A 22,093-nucleotide genomic window follows, 5' to 3' on the forward strand; every position below is an offset into this window, starting at 1 on the left:
CCCGGTCCCCACGCCGGCGCATACGGCGACACACGCGATGCGTACAGCGACACGTGCGATGCACGGCACGCGGCCGATCATGCGGCCGATCACGCGACCAACACGGACGAATGGAGACGAACTTCAGTGAGCAAGGTGCTGTTAGTGCATGCCAAGGGTGGTCCGCCGCTCGGTCACGTCCTGTCCCGGACGGCCGCGCGGGCGGAGGTGCACCTGCTGGCGCTCAGCGCTCTTCCTCCCTCCGTGGCGGGCGCCGCCCGGGGACTGTGTGCCTCGGTGGTGACGCCTGCCGACGCCGAGCGCGCCGACCTGGTGTCCCTGATCGTCACGCGGGCGAGGGCCGTGGGAGCGGAAGCGGTGCTCACCTTCTCCGAGTACGCGGTCGTCGCCGTCGCCGAGGCGTGTGAGACGCTCGGCCTCGCGGGGGCCGGCGCCGCCGCGTCGCTCGCGCGCGACAAGCGCCTGATGCGCCGCACCTGGCACAGGGGCGGCCTGTCGCAGCCCGAATTCCGCGCCGTCGACACCGAGGCCGACCTGCACGAGGCGGCCCGCGCACTGCGCTTCCCGCTGCTCCTGAAGGCTGCCTGGAGCGCCGGCTCCACCGCACACCAGATCATCCGGGCACCGCACGAGGTGTCCGCCGCATGGCGCCGCTCCCGTGAAGTGATGGCCGAATCGGCCCAGTTGGGGTACGCGGAGCTTCATGTGGCCGAGGCCCAGGGCCACTTCGTGGTCGAGGAGATCGTGACCGGGACCGCGGCCGACTGGTTCGAGGAGCCGGGCTGGGGCGACTACGTCAGCGTCGAGGGAGTGGTGGCGGACGGCACGTTCCACCCGGTCTGCCTCAGTGGCCGGATGCCCACGGTCGAACCGTTCACCGAACGCGCCGGCATCACCCCCGCCCTGCTGGCGCAGGACGCCCAGGACCGCGTGGTGGCACTCGCGCGCGAGGCCGTCGACGCCCTCGGGCTGCGGGACTGCGGGACGCACACGGAGATCAAGCTCGGCGGCGACGGCCAGATGTGGCTGATCGAGACGGCCGCCCGCTTCGGTGGCGCGATGACGGTGCCGCAGATCGAGGACGTCTTCGGGCTCGATCTCGTCGGCATGCTCGTCGACCACCTTCTCGGCCGTACGGTGCGGTGGCCCGAGCGGGCCCTCACCCCGGCGCAGGCCCGTGGCGCGGCGGGCTCCCTCGTCGTCCTCGCGGTCGACGGCCAGGGCGAGGCCTGGCGGGACCGCAAGGTGTGGGACTTCCCTGCGATCGCCGACGAGGTGTCCTTGAGCCGGGGCAGCGAGCTGTCGGTGGTCGCGGAGAGTTCGCTGGCCGACGGCACCGTCGTTCCGGTCTACGACCCGGCGGGCGGCGCCAACACCATGGCGGCCCTGTGTCTGCTCTCGGCCACCGACGCGCGCACCGTGCTGCGCGACTTCGAGACGCTGGTGGACGCCCTCCCCCACGTTCTGCCCGCCGCCGCGCCCGAGGAGGTCCGCGCGTGACCGCCCAGATGTTCGCCGGCCCCGCCGAGCCCGGCACGGACCGTACGGTCGTCGGCGAGAACCTGTCCCTGCCGCTGTTCCGCACCCTGTCGGGAGTGCTCGCGGGCCACCCGTACCTCAAGGTCGTCGTGGATCGCGTCGAGAACACCTGGCACCTGCTCGACACGGCGGCGCACCCCTTCCACGTCAACTACATAGCCACCCGCGTCCTCGGCATGGAACTCGCCCAGCTCGACGCGGAACTCGACGCGTTCAACGCCTCCGTCTACATGGACCCCGCGCGCCGCTTCCTGCTGGGTGTGCTGTCCCTGCACACCGACGAGGACACGGAGGGCCGCGAGCGCACGTTCCTCGTCCTGGAGACGACCGAGGCCGACACCATGAACGGTGAACTCCTCGGGTTCTTCTACGAGTTCGTGCGGGAACGGGTCGACGGCCGGTTCCCGGTACTGCTCAAGCCCGCCAACCACGGGCAGGAGGAGGAGCTGGCCGCGATCAGCGAACTGCGCGTGCCGCGCATCCTGAGCCACGAACTGTTCGGCTCGCGGACCCGCACACCCCTCAACCCGGGCGAAGCGACCGGACGGCTGCGGTACTTCCGGACCGGCGCGCAGTACGCGGCCGCGGAGGCCGGACTCGGCTGGGCGGACATCGTGGCCATGCCGTGCCTGCCGGACGACGTGCCCCGGGTGGCCGGATTCCTCAACACCGCGCCGATCACGCCGCTTTCGCACACCAACGTGCTGGCCTCCGGCTGGGGGATCCCCAACGCGATCGTGCGCGATCTGGACGAACTCGTCGAGAAGGACGGCTTGGACGGCGCGTGGGTGCGCTACCGGGTGGGCGAGGAAGAGATATCCCTGGAGCGCCTCGACCGGGAACCGGAGCTGCGGGCGCCGGCCTGGCACCAGCAGCGCATCCGGCTGGAACCCCCGCTGCTCGAAGACGCCCCCGTGCTCTCCCTGCACCGGCTGCGCGCCGCCGACAGCGACCGGTACGGCACGAAGGCCGCCAACCTGGGCGAGCTGCACCACGTCCTGGACAGCCGCACGGCCGACCTGACCGCCTTCTACGGCCGGCCACGCCCGCCGCGCGAGGACCTGTACGGCCACCTAGCCACCCGGCTCGGCCTCACCGACCCGACGACCGCCGAACTCCGGTCCCGCGCCGCCGACTTCGTGGCCTCGACGGTCGGCGCTCCGGAGGGCGTCGCCCTCCCCTTCTCCCTCCAGCAGCACTTTCTCGCCTCCTCGCCCGCCCTGCAACAGGGCATCGGCAAGCTGAAGATGGCCCTGGAACTCGACGCGACCGACGTCCTGGACTCGCTCTGCCTCCAGCTCCAGCAGCTGATCCGGCACACGCCGGTGCCCGAGTCCGTCACCCGGCAGATCGGCCAGGCCTTCCCCACCCCGCCGGCCGCGACCGGACGCCTGGTGGTGCGGTCCTCGTCGAACGCCGAGGACCTTCCGGGGTTCTCCGCGGCCGGGGTCTACGACTCCGTCACCACGGTGCGCGGCACCGGTGAACTCCTGGACGCGGTACGCCAGGTGTGGGCCTCCCTGGTGTCCCCCCGCAGTGTGCGGCTGCGCCACCAGGTGGGGATATCCCTCGACGACACGTACATGGGAGTGATCATCCAGGAGTATGTGCCGGCCGCGCTCGGCGGTGTCCTGGTGACGTGCGACCCGACCCGCCGGGCGGACTTCCGCAACGTCTACCTCAACTGCTCGCCCGGCTCGCCGGAACAGGTCGTCGACGGCTCGGTCCTGCCGCAGCAGTACCTGTACAACGTGGTGGAAGGGGGCGGGCGCACCGTAGCGCTCGGCTCGTGGGGCGACGGGCTCCCGGTCTCCACCCGGGCCCGCCTGGCCGACCTGTCCCTGACCGGGCGGCTCCTGCAGTCCCACTTCAGCGAGACCGACGTCGACCGGCCGCTGGACATCGAGTGGCTGATGACCGAGCGGGGCGACTTCCGGCTGGTCCAGATCCGCCCGTACGCGCTGTGAGCGCGCGTACGGCACCGCGTCCGGGCCGGAGGACGGGCGCGGGTCTGACGGACAGGGCGCGGCGGATCGTCCGGCTCAACTACGGGTTCCAGCTCCTGTTCAACCTGCTGTGGTGGATGCCGGTCTTCTACGAGTACCAGAAGACGGCCGGGCTCTCCGACGGGCAGATCTTCGGCATCCAGAGCATCTACTACGTGGCGTTCTGCCTGTTCGAGATTCCGACCGGGCTGATCGCCGACCGGATCGGCGCCCGGAACTGTCTGCGGGCCGGAGCCGTGGTGATGACGGCCGCGAACCTGGCTCCGGTGCTCAGCGCCTCGTACACCGGCTTCCTGCTCCACTTCCTGGCCATCGCGCTGGGCCGTTCGCTCACCTCGGGGGCGGCGAGCGCCTACCTGTACGACGGGCTGCGGGCCGAGAAGTGCGACGCGCACTACCTGAGCGCGGAGGGCACCGCGCGCGCCCTGGGGCTCGGCGCGAAGGTCGTGTGCTGGCCACTGGTGGGACCCGTGATGGCGATGGCGCACTCGGCGCCGTACGTGCTCAGTGCCGCCGGCGCCGCGGGCTCCCTCGTCTGCGCCGTCGCCCTGCCCCGGGCCTCCGGGACCGAGACGCCGGCCGGGCGGACGGGCACGGGGCGCGGGGGCGGGGCGTTCCTGCGGGACGCGGGCGACGCGTTGCGCTGTGTGGCCTCGTCGCGGTGGCTGGGCCTGGTGATGGTGCAGGGCGTGGCGGTCTTCACGCTGTCCCGGATCTGCCAGGTCAACCTCTTCCAGCCGATCCTGCTCGACCACGGTATCGGGGAGGCGTCGAGTGGTGGCGTGCTGGCCGCGATGACGGTCGCGGAGGCGGTGGGTTCGGCCCGTCCGCAATGGCTGAGCCGCCGTCTCACGCCGGTCGCGTGGGTGTCGGTCCTGAGCCTCGCGCTCGCGGGCACCCTGGCCGCCATGGCGGTGGGCGGGCCGTGGACCGTCATCGCGCTTCTGTGTCTGTTCGCCGCCGCGACCGGATTCGTCTACCCGGTCCAGCGCAAGCTGGTGAACGACGCGGTGCCCCCCGACGCCCCGCGCGCCACGCTCCTGTCGATCGAGAGCATCGTGGACCGCGCGGTGTGCGCCCTGGCCGCGATCGCCGTGGGCGCCTACGTCTCCGCCGGACACCTGGACACCCTGCTGCTGCACAGCGCGCTGGCCACGGCGGTGCTGCTCGGCGCCGTCCAACTGCTCCTGCACAGCGGCGTGGTGAAGCGCGAACACGCCGGGTCCGGGCCCGGACCCGCAGTGGATGGCCATGCCCGGGTCCCGGCCTCCCGCGCCGCCCCCACCGCGGGAGCCGACGCCGGCGCAGACGCAGACGCAGACGCAGACGCAGACGCAGACGGGCATGATCGCGGCAGGACGGTCGGAAGGTCGACGGAAGGGGCACGCCGGGGACCGCCGCCCGGCGCCTGACGCCGCGTCAATCACGCGGCCGCTCAGCGTGACAGGCGCCCGAGGAGTTCGACGAGGCTCACCGGCAGGAACGCGGGCCGGTGGGGCTGTTCGACCTGGTACGGCACGTAACCGAGGGAGGCGGCGACCTGGACCTCTTCGGTCGTCTCGGCCTGGTAGACGAGCACGCAACGCCCCGACGCGGCTTGCGCGCGCTGCCACAGGACGGGGGCCGGTTTGCGTTCCGCGTCGGTACGCGGGGTGAGGATCCGGTCGCCGAAGTCCTGCCAGGCGAAGGGCGCGGAGCCCCGCCAGGTGGCGTCGACCTCCCGCTTCAGCCGGGCGGCACGCTCGGAGTCGGTCGCGCCCCAGGACGGCGGGACGTTGGTGATCAGGCCGACCTTGACGTGGTGCTCACGCAGGGCCCGCAGATAGGCGGCAGCACCCGGCAGATAGCTGGTGCTGCCGTCGTCGGCCGTGTGCACCAAGGTCTCGCCCAGGTCGAAGTAGATGACGGGGCAGGCGTGTTGAGCGCTCGGCGACGCGGCGGAGCCGATGGCGGCGCGGTCGCTCGTGGCACGGCCGCTCGTGCCGACGGGCGCCGCCGCGCTCACCGTGGCACAGAGCACGGTCGACGCGAGGGCCGCCCCCAGCGCGAGGCTCGCCCGCCTTAAGCCCTTGGAAGTGGATCGGTCCATGGCGTAATCCCCCATCGTTGTGCGCGTCGCGAGGGCGTGGCGTGCGACGACTGTCCGGTACATGACATGCAGCTGCGGCAGAGTCTCTCACGTCGTCTCTCACGTCGTGGCCGAAAACTCCTGGGATCCCGCGTCACCGTGCCCATTCCGAACCGGTACGCGACATCAGCCCCGGAGACTCGAACGCACCACGGGCGTCACCCGCAGTCCGGCGATCAACGTCTCGGCCAGTCGGCGTGCGTCGTAACGGGGATCACTCTCCGCGCCGATGCACAAGTTGCCGATCCCGCGCATGAGTTCGTAGGCGGTGACGTCGGAGCGGACCTCTCCGGCGGACGCGGCGGATTCGAGCAGCTGGGCGCAGACGGGCACCAGACGGTCGAGGAAGTAGGTGTGCAGCGCGTCGAAGGCCGGGTTGTCGGAGTGCAGCACGGTGGCGAGTCCGTGCTTGGTGACCAGGAAGTCGACGAAGAGCCCGGCCCAGTGTCCCAGTGCGGCGTACGGGGTCGGACCGACGGCGAGGAGAGCGGGGCCGGCCTCGGCGCAGGCGTCGACCTGGTGCCGATAGACGGCGACGATGAGCTCCGCGCGCGTCGGGAAGTGGCGGTAGATCGTGCCGAGACCGACGCCGGCGCGGGCCGCGATGTCGCGTACGGGCGCCTCCACCCCCGAGGTGACGAAGACCTCGGCGGCCGCGTCCAGCAGGGCTTCCTTGTTGCGCCGGGCGTCCTTCCTCTTGGACTGCGCAGCGGGCTCGGCACCCTGGTCGCTGTCTTTCACCGCACTCCTCCACTCATCTCGGCACCGCCCGCGGTCGAGCCCGTCCGCGCCACCTTCGACGCGACCCGGCGCTTGTGCGGCGTCACCCCTAGCAAAACGGAACCATGTTCCGTATTGTTTCCGGAACGAGGTTCCGCTTCGCTCATGATGTCAGAGCGGGCCCCGTCATCCAAGTGATGCGCAGCCGTGCACAGCCATGCGCTGCCACCACCGCAACGCACCGCCATGGACCGCCATGCACCGTCATGGCGTTCGATCAGTGGGGAGACACACGGTCATGCAGTACCGCGATTTGGGCCGCACCGGCATACAGGTCAGCACCCTCGCCCTCGGCGCGATGAACTTCGGCGGGATCGGACGCACCACCCAGGACGACGTCACCGTCCTCGTCGATGCCGCACTCGACGCCGGGATCAACCTCATCGACACCGCCGACGTCTACAGCGGCGGCGAGTCGGAGGAGATGGTCGGCAGGGCCATCGCCGGACGGCGCGACGACATCGTGCTGGCCACCAAGGCCGGCCTGCCGATGGGGGGCGAACGCAACCGCCGGGGCAGCTCGCGCCGTTGGCTGGTCACCGCTCTCGACGACAGCCTGCGCCGCCTCGGGGTCGACCACGTCGATCTGTACCAGGTCCACCGATGGGACCCCAGCACCAGCGACGAGGAGACGCTTTCGGCCCTCACCGACCTCCAACGCGCGGGAAAGATCCGCCACTTCGGCTCCTCGACCTTCCCCGCCCACCGCATCGTGCAGGCGCAGTGGGCCGCCCGCGAGCACCGCCTGCGCGGCTACGTGACGGAACAGCCCAGCTACTCGATCCTGCAGCGCGGGATCGAGACCCACGTCCTGCCCGTGACCCAGACGTACGGCCTCGGCGTGCTGGCGTGGAGCCCGCTGGCGTCGGGCTGGCTGTCGGGGGCGATCCGTGAGGGCCGCGAGATCACCGGCAACCGCTCGGCGTTCATGCCCGAGCGCTTCGACATCGCCCTGCCCGCCAACCGGGCCAGGCTCACGGCCGTCGAGCAGCTGGCGAAGATCGCCGACGAGGCCGGCCTGACCATGATCCAGCTGGCGCTCGGATTCGTGACCGCGCATCCCGGCGTCACCGCCGCGCTCATCGGTCCCCGCACCCCGGACCATCTGCGCAGCCAGCTCGCCGCCGCGGACACCGTCCTGTCCACGGACGTGCTCGACGCGATCGACGCCGTCGTCGCCCCCGGCACCGACCTGGCCGCCCACGAGAAGAGCGACACCCCGCCCTCGCTCCTCGACCCCGCCCTGCGGCGCCGCTGACCGGTCGGGCAATGCCAGGGGCCCGAGCGCCGAATCGCAACCACCCTCGAAATCCTGGTGTATTCGCGTCAACCCGGGGCCGGATCGTGGTTCGGCCCCGGGGCGCCGTGGACCCGTGCCGGGCCGCGGCCCCACTGACGGTGGCCCTGCTGGCCGTGGCCCTACTGCGGGACGTCCATGTGCAGGCGGATGGTCGTGCCCTGGTCGGGGGTCGAGCGGATCTCCACCAGGTCGCAGAGCTGGTGGGCGAGCCAGAGGCCGCGGCCGCCCATCTGGTCCGCCTTCGGACGGGTGCGGCCTGCCATCACGTCGGAGATGTATCCGGCGTCCCGGAACTCGCAGAGGAACGCCGCATGCTCCGCCCAGGTGCGCAGCGTGCCCTGCCCGCCGCCGTGGCGGATGCTGTTCGTGGCGATCTCGGTGACGGCCACCGCGAGTTTCGGCAAGCGGTCCTCGGGCACCCCCGCGTCGGTGGCGCACTGGGACACCTTCGACCGGATCGCGGACAGGTCGCCGCTCGTGTAGGTCAGTTCCTGGTGCGGGTCGCAGGGCTCGCTGAGGGCGTCGAAGACATACTCGTCGGCGCTCAGGTAGCTCTCGTTGCGTACGGACTGCCCGTCCTGGTGGATCAGCGGGTGGCAGCGGGAGACGGACCGCAGCGCGCTCTGGTCCTCGTCGGCGGCGTCGTAGGGACAGAGCATCGACCAGGCGGAGCTGCGCGCGAAAGCCCGGTTGAGGAGCCACTCGTGGTAGCGCAGCTCGGACAGGTGGGCCGCGCTGCGCGCCTGGCGCCAGGCCGTCTCACCGATGCCGCGCACCGGCCTGCCACCCTCGCCGCGCTCGCTCATCCAGGCCGTCCAGGCGGCGACGAGCCGGCCGGGGCTCGCGCCGGCCGTCGAGGTGTCCACGAAGGTGACGGCGGACTCGTCGGGGAACTCTTCGCGCAGGAGCGAGGCCTTCTCCGACGGGACGGCGACGACGACGGCCTCCCCCGCCTCCAGGGCCTCGCGGATGAAGCCCTGGGTGCCGGACAGGAACTGGTCGTCCCCGCGGTAGGGGTACAGCTCGTGGCGGAAACCCGGCTCGGGCGCGTCCGCCGCCTTCGGCGGCACGGACGGCTTCGACGGCAGCGGCCCGCTCATGCACTCATCACCACCGATACGCCGGCGCTCGCGTAGCCGGCGAGTTCCCAGCACAGGCGCACGGTGTCGTTGGCGCCCTCCACCACAACGCGCCGGTCCGGCAGGCCGCGGACCGCGTCGACCAGGGCGTGCATACCGGCGGCGTCGATCATGTCGAGCGTGTCGAAACGCAGCGTCACCGTCGGCGCGTGCAGCGCCGCCGCGCGCACCGCGGCGTTGAACACCGGCGCACAGTCCGAGTCGATCACACCGTCCACGCTCCACCTGTCGGCACCCGTACCGAACATGCGGAAGGCCGGGTGTTCAGCACGCCTGCCCACCTCGTGCGGGTGCACACATGCCATGTGTTCCAGCGTAGTCGCGTCCCACTCGGAGGGCGTCACCGCACAGACCACGATCGCGCCGCTCTCCGACGCGAACTCGTCGAGCCTGAGCTCCTGGGCGAGCAGTTCCTCCTCCGCCCCGGGCGCCGGTTTCGGCGGCGTCCTCTCGGTGAGGACGCGTACGGAGCGGAATCCCTCGCGCACCGCCGTACGTGCTTCGCGGCGCACCGCCGCCAGGACGACATCGGCGTCGGCGCCGGGCACGTCGAGGACCACGGAGGCCGCGGGCCCGGCGTCCCTGGGGATCCGTGAGACGGTGCCGGTGGAGCCCACGAACACGATCTTGTCCCCGTACAGGGCTCCGTCGGCCACGAAGGCCCGCGCGTCGGCCAGGGAGTCGCCGGCCGGCCGCATGCGCCAGCAGACGTGGTCACCGAGCTCGACCTCGTCCAGGGTCACCAACGCCCGCGCCGCTCTCACCTGGCCCCCTTCCGGCCGCCGTCCGACCGTCGGCGGGATGTACGCAGAGTGCCGAGCCTAGCCGACCCGCCGCCACCGGCCGCCGTGGCGAGGGCCGAGGGGCGGCGCAGGGCGGGGCGGCGGGTCGCAGGCCGCGGGAAACGCCGCAGAAGCCAACAAAGGGGCCTCGTACCCATGTTGTGATGCGTGCACTCGCACACCGATGCGGACCGTAGGAGCCGTAGGTGGGCATACTCTGCGCATGACGACAGAACACGGAGCGGATCACGGAGCAGCCGTGCCGCCGACCGGAGTACTCGGCGCGCAGTACCCGCTGCACGACGCCTGGGCGATCGAGGCCTCCGGTGACCTCGATCTCGACACGCTCGGGCCCCTCAAGACCGCCCTCGAGGAGGCCGCCCACCGGCACCGGCACGTGATCCTCGAAGCCTCGCGCATCACGTTCTGCGACTCCTCGGCGCTCAATGTTCTGCTCCACGTGCACGCCGCCACGGCGTTGAGCATCGCCGCCCCCTCGGACAGCCTCCTGCGCCTTCTGCAGGTGACCGGCACCGATCAGTTCTTCGCCGTGCACCCCACCCTGGAGTCCGCGGCCGCCTCGTCCGGGCCCGACTCCCGCATGCCGTAGGCGCGTTCAGCGGGGCGCCGCTCAGACGCGGTCGAACTGGTCGGCTCCGTCGAGGATGGCGAGTTCGCGCGCGGTGGCCTGCCGCTTCCATTCGGGGGCCACGGTGGCATACGTGGTGACGTCGTGCCAGCAACCCTGCGTGCGAAAGAGCTGGCGCAGGGTGGCTTCGGGGCGGAGCCCGGCCGCGTGCATCACCGGCGGCATGAGGTGGTGGTCGCTGCGATGGCCCGCCCAGATGCGGTGCAGCCCCAGGTGCCCGAAGCCGTAGGCCATCAGCAGGCGGCCCGCCTCGTGCCCGTGGCCGCGTACGGGAGCCCCGGGCAGCAGGACCAGGCTGGTGAGCATGGCGTTGCTGCCGTAGTCCTCGACGAGGAGCCCCATGGTGCCGAGGAAGGCGTCGTCGCCGGGCGCGCACACGGCCAGGGTGTACTTGCGGCGGGGGTGCGCGTAGGGCTGGGCCAGGCCCAGGGCGAACGCGTCGTGGGCCTGGCCGGCGTCCATGCGGTCGATGCCGAGGTACCGGGTGAGCACGCGGTGGGTGAGGATCCGGGTGAAGGGCTCGTGGTCGTCGGCGCGCAGTTCCCGCAGGTACAGGTGGTCGCCGTGCAGGTCGGGGATCCGGTTCACCGGGCACCTTCCAGACACGTCGGCCGGGTCGTTCCGGCGGGCACGAGGGCCGCCAGGTCGATGGAGTGCCGACCGGACGGCAGTGGCTCGCCGAGCAGGATGCGGCGGGCGGTGTCGGCGACGAGGGCGGCGCCGAGCATGACGCCGCTGGCGAGCTGGGGCCAGCTGGAGAGGGTGCGCCCGACGCGGGTGAGCGCGTCGGTCATGGCGGGGCTCAGGCGCCGCTCGTCGACGACGTCGAGCAGGAAGGCGATCGTCGCCTCCTGGTCCAGGGCGCGCACGTCGGCGGCGGTCACCGGGCCGGTGCGGCCGTGGAAGAGCGGACGGTCCGGTTCGAGGTCGAAGCGTTCGATGTCGAGCAGGCCACGGTCATTGGTGTCCATGAGGACGGGGAGGCGCCGGCGGCGGGCGTGCTCGCGGGCGGCCACCTTGACCCAGGGCGTGTCGCACTCCTCGACGAGCAGGTCGAGGCCGTCACCGCGGTCGTGGTCGCCGAAGAAGTCCTCGATGGTGGCCTCGGTGACGCCGGCGCGGTGGACCTCGATGTCCAGATAGGGATCGAGTTCGTACATGCGGCGGGCGCACAACACGCTCTTCTCCAGGCCGAGTTCGTGCACACCGGCCCGCAGCCGGTTCAGGTTCGACAGGCCGAGGCGGTCGAAGTCCGCCAGCCTGAAGGCCCCGCCGACGCCTTCCATGGCGCAGGTGATCGCGGCGCTGCTGCCGACCGAGAGACCGATGACGCCCACCCGGCGCCGGAGCAGGGCCTGCTGCTGCTCGCGGGTGATCTTGTCGCGGTTGCGGTCGGTGCGCACCAGCCGGAACTCGTCCTCGGGCAGGAGGTGCACCAGGCGGCCCGACCACGGGTACCAGATCCATCGGCCGTAGGCGTCGGGCGGCCCGCCCATGGCGTCGGCGACCGCGCGGGCCCGGGAGCGGGCGCCGAACGGGTCCTGCGGTGCCCGGCAGCGCAGCGCCTCCTCGACCTGGTCCTCGATCCGGTCATGAACCTCACGCAGGGCGGACGATTCCCGCAGCGTGGCCAGGGCGGCGGCGCCGGCCGGCCGGGCGGCGTCGAGCACCAGCGGGCGAAACGATTCGCTTGCCTCGCGGGGCGAGGGCAGCACGAAGTGGTCCGGCTCCGGGCCGGACTGCGTCAACTGAGTCACGGCAGGGACGCTAGCAACCAGCCGATCTTGCAAAGCCGCACGTCACCCGCGGGCGCACACTCGAATTGATCTTCTACTGAATGCGCCCCCGGCGCCTCGCGCGCCCCCGGTCGGCCAGGGGGCGGGACCGTGAGGTGACGGGCCGTAGAGGACTTTCGGCCCGCGGCCGGTGACTTTCGCGGGCGGCGGGCCGCGCCCGCGTCGGCTGGGATGGAAGACCCGCCCGCAGAAAGGCGCGCCCCATCCCGTCGCTAGCGAGATCGATGTCCATGCGCGAAGACACCACCGCCCACGCCTGCCTCCGCCACGCCGCGCTCCGCGCCGACGGCATGTGGATGCTGCTCGCACCCGCGGCCGGGCCGACCGGGGCGGCGGAGCTCGTCCGGGTCAGTCCGCGCGCTCAGGCCGCCCTGCTCACCGACGCGCCACCGTGCTGGACCTTCTCCGACCTGCTCGCACCGACCAGCATGTCCATCTCCCGCCAGCTGCTCCTGGACGCCCTGCACGGCGAGGGCCGCACCTATCGGCAGCCGATCGAATTCGCCCACCCGGGCGGCGCGGTCGTCTGCATGACGTCGGCGCGCCGCATCGACCGCCGCGAGGGCGACCCCGCCGTCCTGGTGGAGATCGAGGAGGAGGAAGAGGGCGAGTGGCTGCACTGGGAGGCACTGCGCTCCATGACGGTGTTGGCGGACCACTCCCTGTGGGTCTACGACGAGGAGTCCGACGCGTTCAGCTGGCTCGACGGCGAGCGGCTCTACAACGGCATGGGCCCCGGCGACACGATGTCGCTGGACCAACTGCTCGGTCGGGTCTACGCCGACGACGTGGGCCGGGTGGAGGCGGCGTTCTGGGCGCTGCGCAGGGGCCACTCCCGGCAGGTGGACGTCGACTTCCGCATGCCCGACGAGCACGGCCGGCTGAACTGGCTCCGCACCCTCGCCCGGCTCGTCCGCTTCGGCTTCGACGGGGGGCGGCGCGTCGTGGGCACGACCACGAACACCACCGCGGCCGTGGAACGTCACCAGTCGCTCGTCAAGGCGCACGCCGACGCGCGCCGACGCGTCGACCTCGTCCAGCAACTGGCCGCCGCGTTCGTGGCCGCGGCCACGGAGGACGAGCTGACGGCGGCGATCCTGAACAAGGTGGCGCCCGCCTTCGGCGGCACCGGCACCCTGCTGGCGTTCGTGGAGGAGGAAAGGCTGCGCGTGACGTTCGGCACGGGGATCGACCCCGCGCTCGCACGCTCCCTGCACGGCCTGCCGCTGGACGCTCCCAAGCCCCTGACCGAGGCGATCCGCACGGGAACCCCGCTGTTCATCGCGACCCGCGACGACTACCGGCGGTCGTGGCCACAAGCCCACGGGCTGCTGGACGCCACCTCCGCCGAGTCGTTCATCATGATCCCCCTGCGGGGCCAGGGGGCCGCGCCGCTCGGCGGGTGGGTGGTGACGTACGACAGGCCGCACGACCTCTCGAACCAGGAACGCACCCTCGTCGGCGTCATGGCGGACGTCGCGGGACAGGCCTGGGAGCGCATCCGGCTGCAGTCGGCCCGTACGGAACTGGCCGGCACGGTGCAGCGCAATCTGCTGCCCGCCACGCTGCCGGCCGTCGTCGGCTACGAGATCGAAGCGCGCTACAGCCCCGCTCACCAGGGCCTGGACGTCGGCGGCGACTGGTACGACGTGATCGCCCTGCCGGACGGCAGCACCGCGTGCATCATCGGTGACGTACAGGGCCACAATGTGCAGGCCGCCGCGATGATGGGGCAGGTGCGCACCGCGATGCACGCCTACGCCTGGCAGGAGCCGGCCCCGGACCAGGTGCTGGCCCGCACCAACGACCTGATGCTCCAGATGCGGATGCCGGTCTTCGCGACCTGTCTGTACGCCCTGCTCACCCCCGACGGCCGGGTCAGCACCGCGCGGGCGGGGCACGTTCCGCTGGTGCACTGCGCGGAGGACGGCGCCGTGGTCCGCGAATATCCGGGCGGGCCGCCACTGGGTGTGCTCGCGGGCGGCCGCTTTCCCGTCCATTCGCTGCAGCTGGCCCCCGGCGACCTGCTGGCTCTCGTCACGGACGGCGTGGTGGAGGGCCCGCAGCTGCCGATCGACGGCGGACTCGCCGTGATCTGCGATGCCGCCGCCCGTCGGCGCGCGGAGCCCCTCACCGAGATCGCCGACGTCCTCATGGCGCAGGGCGACTCGATGACGGGACACGTCGACGACCGCGCCCTGCTCGTGGTCCGCCGGAGGGAGCCGGAAAAGGTGGGGGCCTGAGCAGGGCCATGCAGCCGCTTTGGGCATGGCACCCGCACAGCCCCTGTACCTACTAGTATGTACACTCGGATGTCACGTCGTCACGTTGCCGATCTCCCCTGGGGGCTCCATGCCGCTCGTTCGCATCGATGTTCTGGGCTGTGACGCCCAGCGGTTGAAGGCGCTGGGGCGCGCCGTCCAGGAGGCGCTGGGCGAGACGATGGGGATCCCGGACGACGATCGTTTCCAGATCCTGACCGGACATGACGGAGAGCGCGGCGTTCTGCGTCACGGCACCTACCTCGACGTGCAGCGGGACGACGGCATCGTGTACGTGGCGATCACCTTGCGGGGTGGTCGGCCGGCCGACCGGAAGCAGGCGCTGTACCGACGTATTGCCGAGCTGGCCCAGGAATACGCGGGGACGGAGCCCCGCAACGTGTTCGTCGTGCTGACCGAGAACACCGATGCCGACTGGTCGCTCGGCAACGGGGACGCCCAGTACCTGCACTAGGGCGGCGATGGGGTCGGTGCGCCGCCGTGCGAGCGAACTCGCGGATCGCGTGGTGGACCGCGAAGTAGGCCCGCAGTTCCTGCCGGACGCCCTCCGGTGTGCGCGACCTGATCGGCCCGGCAGGGCCGAGGTGGTTCATGAACTCGTCGAAGGCCGGCCCGATCTCCCAGCGTTCCCGGTAGAGCTCGACCAGCCCGGATGCCGGGACTGCTCGGGGTACAGCAGCGTCGTGCCCAGGGAGGCAACCCTGCCGTCCTTCTTGAAGACGATGACGCGGTAGATCGTGTGCTGCGGCAGAGTCCCGCCTTCCCTGCCGCCCCGGAGCCGGACCCCCTTACCCGGTCGCGCCATCGAGTGGTACGAGCCGTCCGGTGTGCCCAAGGACACGCGACCGCCCCGCCCAGGTCAGGCGCGCCCCGCGTAGGCGCGGATGTCGGCGTCCGTGTCGGTGGTGGCGGTGGCAAGGGCGGTGCGCGCTTCGGGGTGGGCGCGGTGGGCCAGGAGGGACAGAACCGCCGCCTTGCGGACGTCCGCGTTGATGTCGGCGAGCGCTCCGGCAAGCGCGGGGACGGCCTCGTCGGCGGCGGCCGCCTTGAGGGCCGCCGCGGCCCCGGCCCTGACCTGCCAGGCGGAGTCGGCGAGCGCGAGGGAGGCGGCGCCGGCGTAGGCGGGCGGGCAGCCGGTCGCCGCGAGCGCGGCGAGCGCGGCGCCTCGGACGAGGGGGTCCTGGTCGCCGAGGAGCGGGTCGAGCGATGCCGGCTCCGGGGCGCGCAGGGCCGCGACGCCGCGGGCCACCGCGACCCTCACCTCCCGGGCCGGGTCGGCCGCGGCCCGGGTCAGTTCCGCGACCGCGTCCACCGCCACCAGGCCCCGCACGGCGTGGATGCGGACCTCGATGTCGGTGTCGGTGAGCCGGGCGGCGTACTGAGCCGCCTCGCCCAGCCTGAGCGCCCGCAGCACTTCGAGGGCGGCGGTGCGCACGGCGGGGTCCGGCACATCGAGCGCCCCGCGCAACGCGGCCCCCAACTCGGGTTCCGCCGGCAGCACTTCGACCAGTTCGCGCAGGACGGCCGCCGCGGCGGACCGTACGGCGGGCGCGCCGTCCCGCAGCCGTGCGGCCAGGGCGATCCCGGCGCCGGCCGGTACGGTCTCGCCGAGCACCGTGACCGCGGCCGCGCGGACCGCGGGGTCGGGGTCGGCGAGGTAGGGGCCCAGCGTCGCCAGGTCGGGGGACTCCTCGGCCAGGGCGAGCAGCCGCAGCAGGGCCGGGCTCGGTGCGGATGCCGGGAGCGGGGCGTGCGGGGCGTGCGGGACCGTGGGTTCGGCGGGCACCGTCCGGGCGGCCGGGACGCTCGCGCGCGGGCCGGCCGTGGCGACGGGGACCAGCGCGACCTCCCCGAGCGGCCGCTCCGGTCCGGCGGCCGGGGTGAACTCCGGGACCGGCACGACGTACGGCTCGACCGGACGCGCGGTGAACTCCATCGTCCCGGAAGGGGACTTGCGCAGGTCGAGGTGGTGCAGCCAGCTCGCGTCGTCCTGCTCGGGATGGTCGAGACGCTGGTGGTAGAGGCCCCAGCGCGATTCGGTCCGGGCGAGCGAGGAGCGGGCCGCCATCTCGGCGCAGTCCCGGATGAACGTCACCTCGGCGCAGCGCATCAGCTCGTGCGGGGTGCGCGCCCCCATACCGGCGATCTCCCCGCCCATCCGCTCGAACGCCTCCACGGCGAGCGACAGCTTGGCACCGGTCTTCGGCGGCGCCACGTAGTCGTTGACGAACCGCCGCAGCTTGTACTCCACCTGCGGCTGCGGCGGGCCGTCGGGGTTGCGCAGCGGCCGGTAGACGAGCGCGTGCGCGGCGGCCACTTGATCTTCCGGCAACTCGCCGTCGTAGCACGGGTATTGGGCGGCATCCTCGCCCGCGAGGTCACCGAAGACGAACGCGCCGATCATGTAGTTGTGCGGGACGCAGGCGAGGTCACCGGCCGCGTACAGACGGGGCACGGTCGTGCGGGCGTGGGCATCGACGCGGACGCCCGACGCCGAGTGCCCCCCCGCACAGGCCGATCTCCGAGATGTGCATCTCGATGTCATGGGTGCGGTAGTCGTGCCCGCGGCCCTGGTGGAAGGTGCCGCGAGTGGGCCGTTCCGTGGTGTGCAGGATCGACTCGACGGCGCCGATGGTCTCCTCGGGCAGATGGCTCAGCTTGAGGTACACCGGGGCGCGGTCGGAGGCGAGTTCGGCGGAGAACTCGGCCATCATCTGGCCCGACCAGTAGTCCGACTCGACGAACCGCTCGCCGTGCCGGTTGACCTGGTAGCCGCCGAACGGATTGGCCACGTAGGCGCACGCGGGTCCGTTGTAGTCCTTGATCAGCGGGTTGATCTGGAAGCATTCGATCCCGGTGAGGGCGGCGCCCGCGTGGTAGGCCATGGCGTAGCCGTCGCCCGCGTTGGTCGGGTTCTCGTACGTCCCGTAGAGGTAGCCCGAGGCGGGAAGGCCGAGCCGGCCACAGGGGCCGGTGGCGAGGATGACGGCGCCCGCCCGCACGGTGACGAACTCCCCGGTGCGCGTGTTGAATCCGGCCGCGCCGACGGCCCGGCCCCCGGCCGTGAGCACCCGCACCGGCATGACCCGGTTCTCGATGCGGATCCGCTCGCGCATCTCCCGTCGCCGCAGCTGCCGGTAGAGGACCTTCTTGACGTCCTTGCCCTCCGGCATGGGCAGCACGTAGGAGCCCGACCGGTGCACCTGGCGGACCGCGTACTCGCCGTGCTCGTCCTTCTCGAACTTGACCCCGTACGACTCCAGTCGCCTGACCATGTCGAAGCCGCGGGTCGCGGTCTGGCGCACGGTGGACTGGTCGACGACGCCGTCATTGGCGCGGGTGATCTCGGCGACGTAGTCGTCGGGTTCGGCGCGGCCCGGGATGATCGCGTTGTTGACCCCGTCCATGCCCATGGCGAGCGCGCCGGAGTGCCGCACGTGGGCCTTCTCCAGGAGCAGGACGTTGGCGCCGCGGCCGGCCGCGGTGAGCGCGGCCATGGTGCCGGCGGTGCCGCCACCGATGACCAGCACGTCGCAGGCGAGTTCGGTCGCGTCGGCGAGGGCGGGAACGGTCATGGGGGTGTCCACGGAAGGCCTTTCGGAGGGATCGGCGGAATCAGAGGGAGGCGAGGACGCGGCGGCGCAGGGCCGTGGTCCCGGGGGCCCCGGCCGCGTCCCGCTGCCGGGGGTGCGGGACCGGGAGTACGAGGCCCGCGGCGAGCAGGGCGACCCGGTCACCGAGGTGGAGGGCCTCGTCCACGTCGTGCGTGACGAAGACGACGGTGGCGCCGGACTCGCCCAGGATGTCCACGAGCAGGTCCTGCATCCCGGACCGGGTGTGCGCGTCGAGCGCGCCGAACGGCTCGTCCATCAGGACCGCGCGCGGCCGGCCCGCCAACGCCCGTGCCAGCTGAATGCGTTGACGCTGACCGCCGGACAGCTGGTGCGGGAGCTTGGTGGCGTGTCCGGACAGTTCGACGCGGTCGAGCCATTCGGCGGCGGCGGTGCGGCGCTCGTCCCTCGGGACGCGGCGGATCGCCAGCGGCAGCTCGATGTTGGCGCGCACGGTCCGCCAGGGCAGCAGCGCGTCGTGCTGAAAGACCAGGGCCCGGTCGGCGTCGGGACGGGTGACCGGCCGGCCGTCCTGGGTGATCCGGCCGCCGAGGGCGGGCAGCAGCCCGGCCAGGGTGCGCAACAGGGTGGACTTCCCGCAGCCGGAGGGCCCGACCACGGTCAGCACCTCCCCCGGTGTCACGCGCAGATCGAGCGCGCCGAGTACGGGCGGCCCGTCGGGGTGCCCCAACCGGACGTCTTCCAGGACGAGTTCGGCGCCCGTCGGGGTGGCCGTGCGGGGCGGCGTCGTGGTGGTGCTCATGCGACGGGCTCCTTCACTGGTGGTGCGGCGACGGTGCGGCGGGCGGCCCGGCCGGTGCCGGCCGGGCGGGGCAGCCAGGCGGTGGCCCTGCGGCCGGCGAGCTCCACGGCCGTCGAGGTCAGCCAGCCGAGCGCGCCGATGGTGACCATGCCGACGAACACCCCCGGGTAGTCGACGACGGTGTACGCCTGCCAGGTGCGGTAGCCCACCCCGTACTCCCCCGAGATCATCTCGGCGGAGATCACGCAGTTCCAGGAGACGCCGACGCCCACCGAAATGCCGCCGAAGATGCCCGGCAGCGCCCCGGGCAGCACCACCGAGAACAGCACGCGGAGCCGGCCGCCGCCCATGGTGAGCACGGCTTCCTCCCACACCGGGCTCAGCGCGCGCACCGCGTGCCGTGTCGAGACGACGACGGGGAAGAAGGCGGCGGCGAAGGTGATGAACACGATGCCCTGCTCGTTGGTGGGCAGCAGCAGGATCGCGACCGGCACCAGGGCGATGGCGGGCACCGGCCTGACCACCTCGATCAGCGGGCCGAGCAGGTCCGCGGCCCAGCGCGAGCGCGCCACGGCGGTGCCGGTGGCCACGCCGAGGATCGCGGCGAGCACGAAGCCGATCGCGATCCGGCGCAGGCTGTACCCGAGGTCCTGCCAGTACTCGGCCGTCGCGGCCCGTTCGGTGAAGGCGGAGGCCACCTCGCCGACGGTGGGGAACTGCTCGAAGCGCAGCCACAGGTCGACGTCGTAGGAGGTGAGAAGCTGCCACAGCGCGAGGGCGGCGGCGAGCGATGCGGCGCGCAGCAGCCAGCGTCCCGCGCTCACGAGGCCAGCTCCCGTGCGCTCGCGTAGTCGACGGTCCGCGCCCCGGGGTGCTGGGCGACGTACGCCTCGGCGCCTGCGGGGGTGACGAAGGCGCGCAGGTCGGCGCCGTCCGCCACCCAGACCGCACGGTCGGCGAACCACAGGGTGCCGGTCACCGCGTCGGGCACGTACGCGGCCCGGACGTCGGCGCCCTTGACGGCCTTGAGGAGTTCCTTGGGGCTGTCGAAGGAGCGGGTCGTGTCCTGGCCCTTGAGCCACAGTTCGGACGTGGCGGCGGCCGCCCGCGGATAGGCGGGGGCCCGCACGGCGCGCTGGAGCGGGGCCGCGTCGACGAAGGCGTCGACGTCCACGTCACCGACCAGTTTCTCGGCCTTGAGGACCGGCACGTCCCGCTTGAGGGCGTCGATCAGTTCGGGGCGCAGGGCCGGGTCGAAGGTCGCGATGCCGTTGGCTCCGTTGTACAGGTAGACCACCTCGGCGGGCAGCCCCGTCTCCTTGGCCACCGACTCGGCGGCCGCCACGGGCTTGGTGCGCAGATAGTCGGTGGCGCGGCGCTGGGCCGCGAGGAAGGCGTCGAGGACCGCGGCGTGGTCCTTGGCGAACTTCGCGCGGACGGTGACGCCGTGGAAGGTGGGGAGGTTCAACTGGGCGCCGTCGTACAGGGCCTTGCCCTTCCCCTCGAAGGCCAGCTGCCCCGGCCAGGCGACGAACTGGGAGAGCGCGTCGGCACTGCCCGCCGTCAGCGCGGAAGCACCCACGCTCGGCTGCTGGTTGAGCTTGCGGATCCCCTTGTCGGGGTCGATGCCCGCCTGCTGCAGCGCGCGGACGAGGGTGCCGTCGGCAGCCGACCCGATGCTCGTGGACACCTTCTTGCCGCGCAGGTCGGCCAGGGACTTCAGCGGTGAACCGGGCGCGACCAGAACGGTGTTGAGGCCGCCGCGCAGGTTGTAGCCGGTCACGGACACGAGCTTCGTCGGCTGCTTGAGCTCCTTGCCCCGGGCCGCGTTGATGAGCAGCGGGAAGTCGCCCATCGACCCGATGTCGATCTTTCCCGCGGTCATCTGGGCGGTGATGGGGGCGCCGGTGGCGTAGTCCTGCCACTTCACGTGGTAGGTGATGCCGTCCTTGTGTCCGCGGGCGGCGAGTTCGTCCTCGAAGTAGCCGAGGGAACGCAGCAGGGTGCCCGCGGTGACGGTGTTGATGGTCTTGGACTGGTAGCCGACGGTGACCGTGACCGACTTCGCGCCGTCCTTGCTGTCGGCCCCGGCCGCGCCCGCGCAGCCGCCGGCCAGCGGCAGGACCAGAGCGAGGGCGAGGAGCGGTGCGACTCGCTTGCTGAGCATGCTGGTTGGGCCTTTCAACGGAGCAGATAGGGCATGTTGACGGTGACCGCGCCGGTGGGGCAGCGGGCCGCGCAGGGGCCGCAGTACCAGCACTCGTCCACGTGCATGTACGCCTTGCCGTTGTCCTCCCGGATCGCGAGGGAGTCGAGCGGACACATGTCGACGCAGAGGGTGCAGCCGTCGATGCACTTGGACTCGTCGATGGTCACGGGCACGTCGGCGCGGTGCGGGACGAGAGGCATGGCTGTCTCCAGGCGAAGGGGGCGGGGGCGGGATGAAAGGAGCCGGGGGGAAAGGGGCCGGGGTCGATGAGGGGCCGGGTCGTATCGGTGCGGGGATCCGGGAAGGGCCGGGCGGCCGGGGTCACAGAGAGCGGTGGAGTACGCCGCTCATGCTGATGCGGTCGCCGCGGAAGCGGATGAACTCCAGGTCCACGGGCCGCCCGTCGGGCAGGTGGGTGAGCCGCTCCAGCATCAAGACGGCTGCGCCGCGCGGTACTTGGAGCACCGCGGCGGAGTGCGCGTCGGCGTTGACCGCCTCCAGCGTGACCTCGGCATGGCCCAGCGGGCCGCCGGTCAGCGATTCCAGGAGCCGGAAGACATCGGTGTTCTCCAGGTCGCAGCCGAGCAGTTCGCCGCCCACGTCCATCGGCAGGTAGGACAGGTCGAGGGAGAGCGGAAGCCCGTTCAGGCGGCGCAGTCGCTCGATGCACAGCACGTCGCCCTGTTCGGGCAGCCCGAGCCGGTGCGCCACCGGGGTCGGGGCGCGGACCGGTCCGACGGTGCGCACCTCGTTGGTCACTCTGCCGTGCTCGTGCAGGGTCTCGGCGAGCCCCTGGAGCCGGTCGAGGCCGTGCGGGTATTTCTTCTCGCAGACCACTACGGTGCCGACGCCGGGTTGCCGGGCCACCAGTTGTTCGTCGCGCAGCATTTTCAGGGCCTGGCGAACGGTGTTGCGGCTCGCCCGGTAGTCGGCGGCGATGGCGTGTTCCAGGGGGAGCACGCCACCGGGAAAACCGCCCGTGAGGATCTGGTGGCGCAGCAGGTCGGCGAGCTGCCGTGCCTGGTCGGCGCGCAGCCGCCGACGGCGCGCGGCGGCGACCGGAAGCGAGGCGGGGGCGGGTTCTGCTGGCATGGCAGGGAACGTACCGG

At 72.2% G+C, this 22,093-nt stretch carries 18 protein-coding genes and 1 pseudogene; 7 read left to right on the forward strand and 12 right to left on the reverse strand.

The window, feature by feature from the left end; all coding sequences use genetic code 11:
- Positions 1-135: 135 nt before the first annotated feature.
- Genes OG432_RS02165 through OG432_RS02175 form a run of 3 tightly spaced genes read left to right on the forward strand, consistent with a single transcriptional unit; the run spans position 136 to position 4,957 of the window.
- Positions 136-1,500, forward strand: coding sequence for an ATP-grasp domain-containing protein (locus tag OG432_RS02165; protein ID WP_443058322.1), 1,365 nt, complete (start codon positions 136-138; stop codon positions 1,498-1,500).
- A gap of 8 nt (positions 1,501-1,508) precedes the next feature.
- On the forward strand, positions 1,509-3,506 hold the full coding sequence (locus tag OG432_RS02170; RefSeq protein WP_328314972.1) for a PEP/pyruvate-binding domain-containing protein: 1,998 nt from the start codon (positions 1,509-1,511) through the stop codon (positions 3,504-3,506).
- Positions 3,503-4,957 carry an MFS transporter gene (locus OG432_RS02175; RefSeq protein ID WP_328307127.1) on the forward strand — a complete coding sequence of 485 codons (1,455 nt, stop codon included), beginning with the start codon at positions 3,503-3,505 and terminating at the stop codon, positions 4,955-4,957. The genes OG432_RS02170 and OG432_RS02175 overlap by 4 nt, the downstream gene beginning before the upstream one ends.
- A gap of 23 nt (positions 4,958-4,980) precedes the next feature.
- On the opposite strand, the gene OG432_RS02180 is transcribed toward OG432_RS02175, so the two are convergent.
- Both OG432_RS02180 and OG432_RS02185 read right to left on the reverse strand, forming a co-directional pair.
- On the reverse strand, positions 4,981-5,634 hold the full coding sequence (locus OG432_RS02180) for a hypothetical protein (protein ID WP_328307128.1): 654 nt from the start codon (positions 5,632-5,634) through the stop codon (positions 4,981-4,983).
- Between the two features lie 165 nt (positions 5,635-5,799).
- Positions 5,800-6,414: a TetR/AcrR family transcriptional regulator gene (locus OG432_RS02185; RefSeq protein ID WP_328307130.1), complete on the reverse strand. Its 615-nt coding sequence runs from the start codon at positions 6,412-6,414 to the stop codon at positions 5,800-5,802.
- Between the two features lie 277 nt (positions 6,415-6,691).
- Here OG432_RS02185 and OG432_RS02190 point away from each other — a divergent pair, with 277 nt between their 5' ends.
- Complete coding sequence (locus OG432_RS02190) at positions 6,692-7,711, forward strand: aldo/keto reductase (protein ID WP_328307132.1); 1,020 nt, start codon at positions 6,692-6,694, stop codon at positions 7,709-7,711.
- A gap of 161 nt (positions 7,712-7,872) precedes the next feature.
- Here the strand turns inward: OG432_RS02190 and OG432_RS02195 are convergent, their stop codons facing one another.
- Both OG432_RS02195 and OG432_RS02200 read right to left on the reverse strand, forming a co-directional pair.
- Complete coding sequence (locus OG432_RS02195; protein ID WP_328307133.1) at positions 7,873-8,853, reverse strand: sensor histidine kinase; 981 nt, start codon at positions 8,851-8,853, stop codon at positions 7,873-7,875.
- Positions 8,850-9,656, reverse strand: coding sequence for an MEDS domain-containing protein (locus OG432_RS02200; protein WP_328307134.1), 807 nt, complete (start codon positions 9,654-9,656; stop codon positions 8,850-8,852). The genes OG432_RS02195 and OG432_RS02200 overlap by 4 nt, the downstream gene beginning before the upstream one ends.
- A gap of 241 nt (positions 9,657-9,897) precedes the next feature.
- Here OG432_RS02200 and OG432_RS02205 point away from each other — a divergent pair, with 241 nt between their 5' ends.
- Positions 9,898-10,284, forward strand: coding sequence for an STAS domain-containing protein (locus OG432_RS02205; protein WP_328307136.1), 387 nt, complete (start codon positions 9,898-9,900; stop codon positions 10,282-10,284).
- A gap of 21 nt (positions 10,285-10,305) precedes the next feature.
- Here OG432_RS02205 and OG432_RS02210 read toward each other — a convergent pair whose 3' ends face one another.
- Together OG432_RS02210 and OG432_RS02215 are read right to left on the reverse strand one after the other, a co-directional pair.
- Positions 10,306-10,911, reverse strand: a complete 606-nt coding sequence (locus OG432_RS02210) for a GNAT family N-acetyltransferase (RefSeq protein WP_328307137.1) — start codon at positions 10,909-10,911, stop codon at positions 10,306-10,308.
- Positions 10,908-12,080: a ThiF family adenylyltransferase gene (locus tag OG432_RS02215; protein WP_328307139.1), complete on the reverse strand. Its 1,173-nt coding sequence runs from the start codon at positions 12,078-12,080 to the stop codon at positions 10,908-10,910. The genes OG432_RS02210 and OG432_RS02215 overlap by 4 nt, the downstream gene beginning before the upstream one ends.
- 269 nt (positions 12,081-12,349) lie before the next feature.
- On the opposite strand from OG432_RS02215, the gene OG432_RS02220 reads away from it, so the two are divergent.
- Both OG432_RS02220 and OG432_RS02225 read left to right on the forward strand, forming a co-directional pair.
- Complete coding sequence (locus OG432_RS02220) at positions 12,350-14,362, forward strand: PP2C family protein-serine/threonine phosphatase (protein WP_328307140.1); 2,013 nt, start codon at positions 12,350-12,352, stop codon at positions 14,360-14,362.
- A gap of 109 nt (positions 14,363-14,471) precedes the next feature.
- Positions 14,472-14,855, forward strand: coding sequence for a tautomerase family protein (locus OG432_RS02225; RefSeq protein WP_328307141.1), 384 nt, complete (start codon positions 14,472-14,474; stop codon positions 14,853-14,855).
- A 405-nt stretch (positions 14,856-15,260) separates the two neighbouring features.
- Here OG432_RS02225 and OG432_RS02230 read toward each other — a convergent pair.
- The 6 genes and pseudogenes from OG432_RS02230 to OG432_RS02255 all read right to left on the reverse strand — a co-directional run bounded on the left by OG432_RS02230 (position 15,261) and on the right by OG432_RS02255 (position 22,076).
- Positions 15,261-17,976 (reverse strand): annotated as a pseudogene (locus tag OG432_RS02230) (fumarate reductase/succinate dehydrogenase flavoprotein subunit).
- 40 nt (positions 17,977-18,016) lie between these two features.
- A complete protein-coding gene (locus tag OG432_RS02235) occupies positions 18,017-18,775 on the reverse strand; it encodes an ABC transporter ATP-binding protein (protein WP_328307142.1) in 759 nt (252 codons plus the stop codon).
- Positions 18,772-19,599 (reverse strand): ABC transporter permease, encoded by an 828-nt coding sequence (locus OG432_RS02240; protein ID WP_328307144.1) that lies wholly within the window; start codon positions 19,597-19,599, stop codon positions 18,772-18,774. Before OG432_RS02240 ends, OG432_RS02235 begins: the two co-directional genes overlap by 4 nt.
- The gene (locus OG432_RS02245) at positions 19,596-20,942 is read right to left on the reverse strand and encodes an ABC transporter substrate-binding protein (RefSeq protein WP_328307146.1); all 1,347 of its coding nucleotides are present in this window, start codon (positions 20,940-20,942) and stop codon (positions 19,596-19,598) included. Before OG432_RS02245 ends, OG432_RS02240 begins: the two co-directional genes overlap by 4 nt.
- A gap of 14 nt (positions 20,943-20,956) precedes the next feature.
- Positions 20,957-21,184: a 4Fe-4S dicluster domain-containing protein gene (locus OG432_RS02250; RefSeq protein ID WP_328307148.1), complete on the reverse strand. Its 228-nt coding sequence runs from the start codon at positions 21,182-21,184 to the stop codon at positions 20,957-20,959.
- 121 nt (positions 21,185-21,305) lie between these two features.
- Complete coding sequence (locus tag OG432_RS02255) at positions 21,306-22,076, reverse strand: GntR family transcriptional regulator (RefSeq protein ID WP_328307150.1); 771 nt, start codon at positions 22,074-22,076, stop codon at positions 21,306-21,308.
- Positions 22,077-22,093: the final 17 nt, after the last annotated feature.

Origin of the sequence: Streptomyces sp. NBC_00442, from assembly GCF_036014195.1 — a bacterium.
In the GTDB taxonomy this organism is placed as follows: Bacteria; Actinomycetota; Actinomycetes; order Streptomycetales; family Streptomycetaceae; genus Streptomyces.

Excerpts from the sequence above, each read along its gene's own strand:
- OG432_RS02170 (WP_328314972.1), top strand. The coding sequence starts at position 1,509 with ATGTTCGCCGGCCCCGCCGAGCCCGGCACGGACCGTACGGTCGTCGGC.
- OG432_RS02180 (WP_328307128.1), bottom strand. The coding sequence starts at position 5,634 with ATGGACCGATCCACTTCCAAGGGCTTAAGGCGGGCGAGCCTCGCGCTG.
- OG432_RS02190 (WP_328307132.1), top strand. The coding sequence starts at position 6,692 with ATGCAGTACCGCGATTTGGGCCGCACCGGCATACAGGTCAGCACCCTC.
- OG432_RS02195 (WP_328307133.1), bottom strand. The coding sequence starts at position 8,853 with ATGAGCGGGCCGCTGCCGTCGAAGCCGTCCGTGCCGCCGAAGGCGGCG.
- OG432_RS02205 (WP_328307136.1), top strand. The coding sequence starts at position 9,898 with ATGACGACAGAACACGGAGCGGATCACGGAGCAGCCGTGCCGCCGACC.
- OG432_RS02220 (WP_328307140.1), top strand. The coding sequence starts at position 12,350 with ATGCGCGAAGACACCACCGCCCACGCCTGCCTCCGCCACGCCGCGCTC.
- OG432_RS02225 (WP_328307141.1), top strand. The coding sequence starts at position 14,472 with ATGCCGCTCGTTCGCATCGATGTTCTGGGCTGTGACGCCCAGCGGTTG.
- OG432_RS02235 (WP_328307142.1), bottom strand. The coding sequence starts at position 18,775 with ATGAGCACCACCACGACGCCGCCCCGCACGGCCACCCCGACGGGCGCC.
- OG432_RS02245 (WP_328307146.1), bottom strand. The coding sequence starts at position 20,942 with ATGCTCAGCAAGCGAGTCGCACCGCTCCTCGCCCTCGCTCTGGTCCTG.
- OG432_RS02250 (WP_328307148.1), bottom strand. The coding sequence starts at position 21,184 with ATGCCTCTCGTCCCGCACCGCGCCGACGTGCCCGTGACCATCGACGAG.
- OG432_RS02255 (WP_328307150.1), bottom strand. The coding sequence starts at position 22,076 with ATGCCAGCAGAACCCGCCCCCGCCTCGCTTCCGGTCGCCGCCGCGCGC.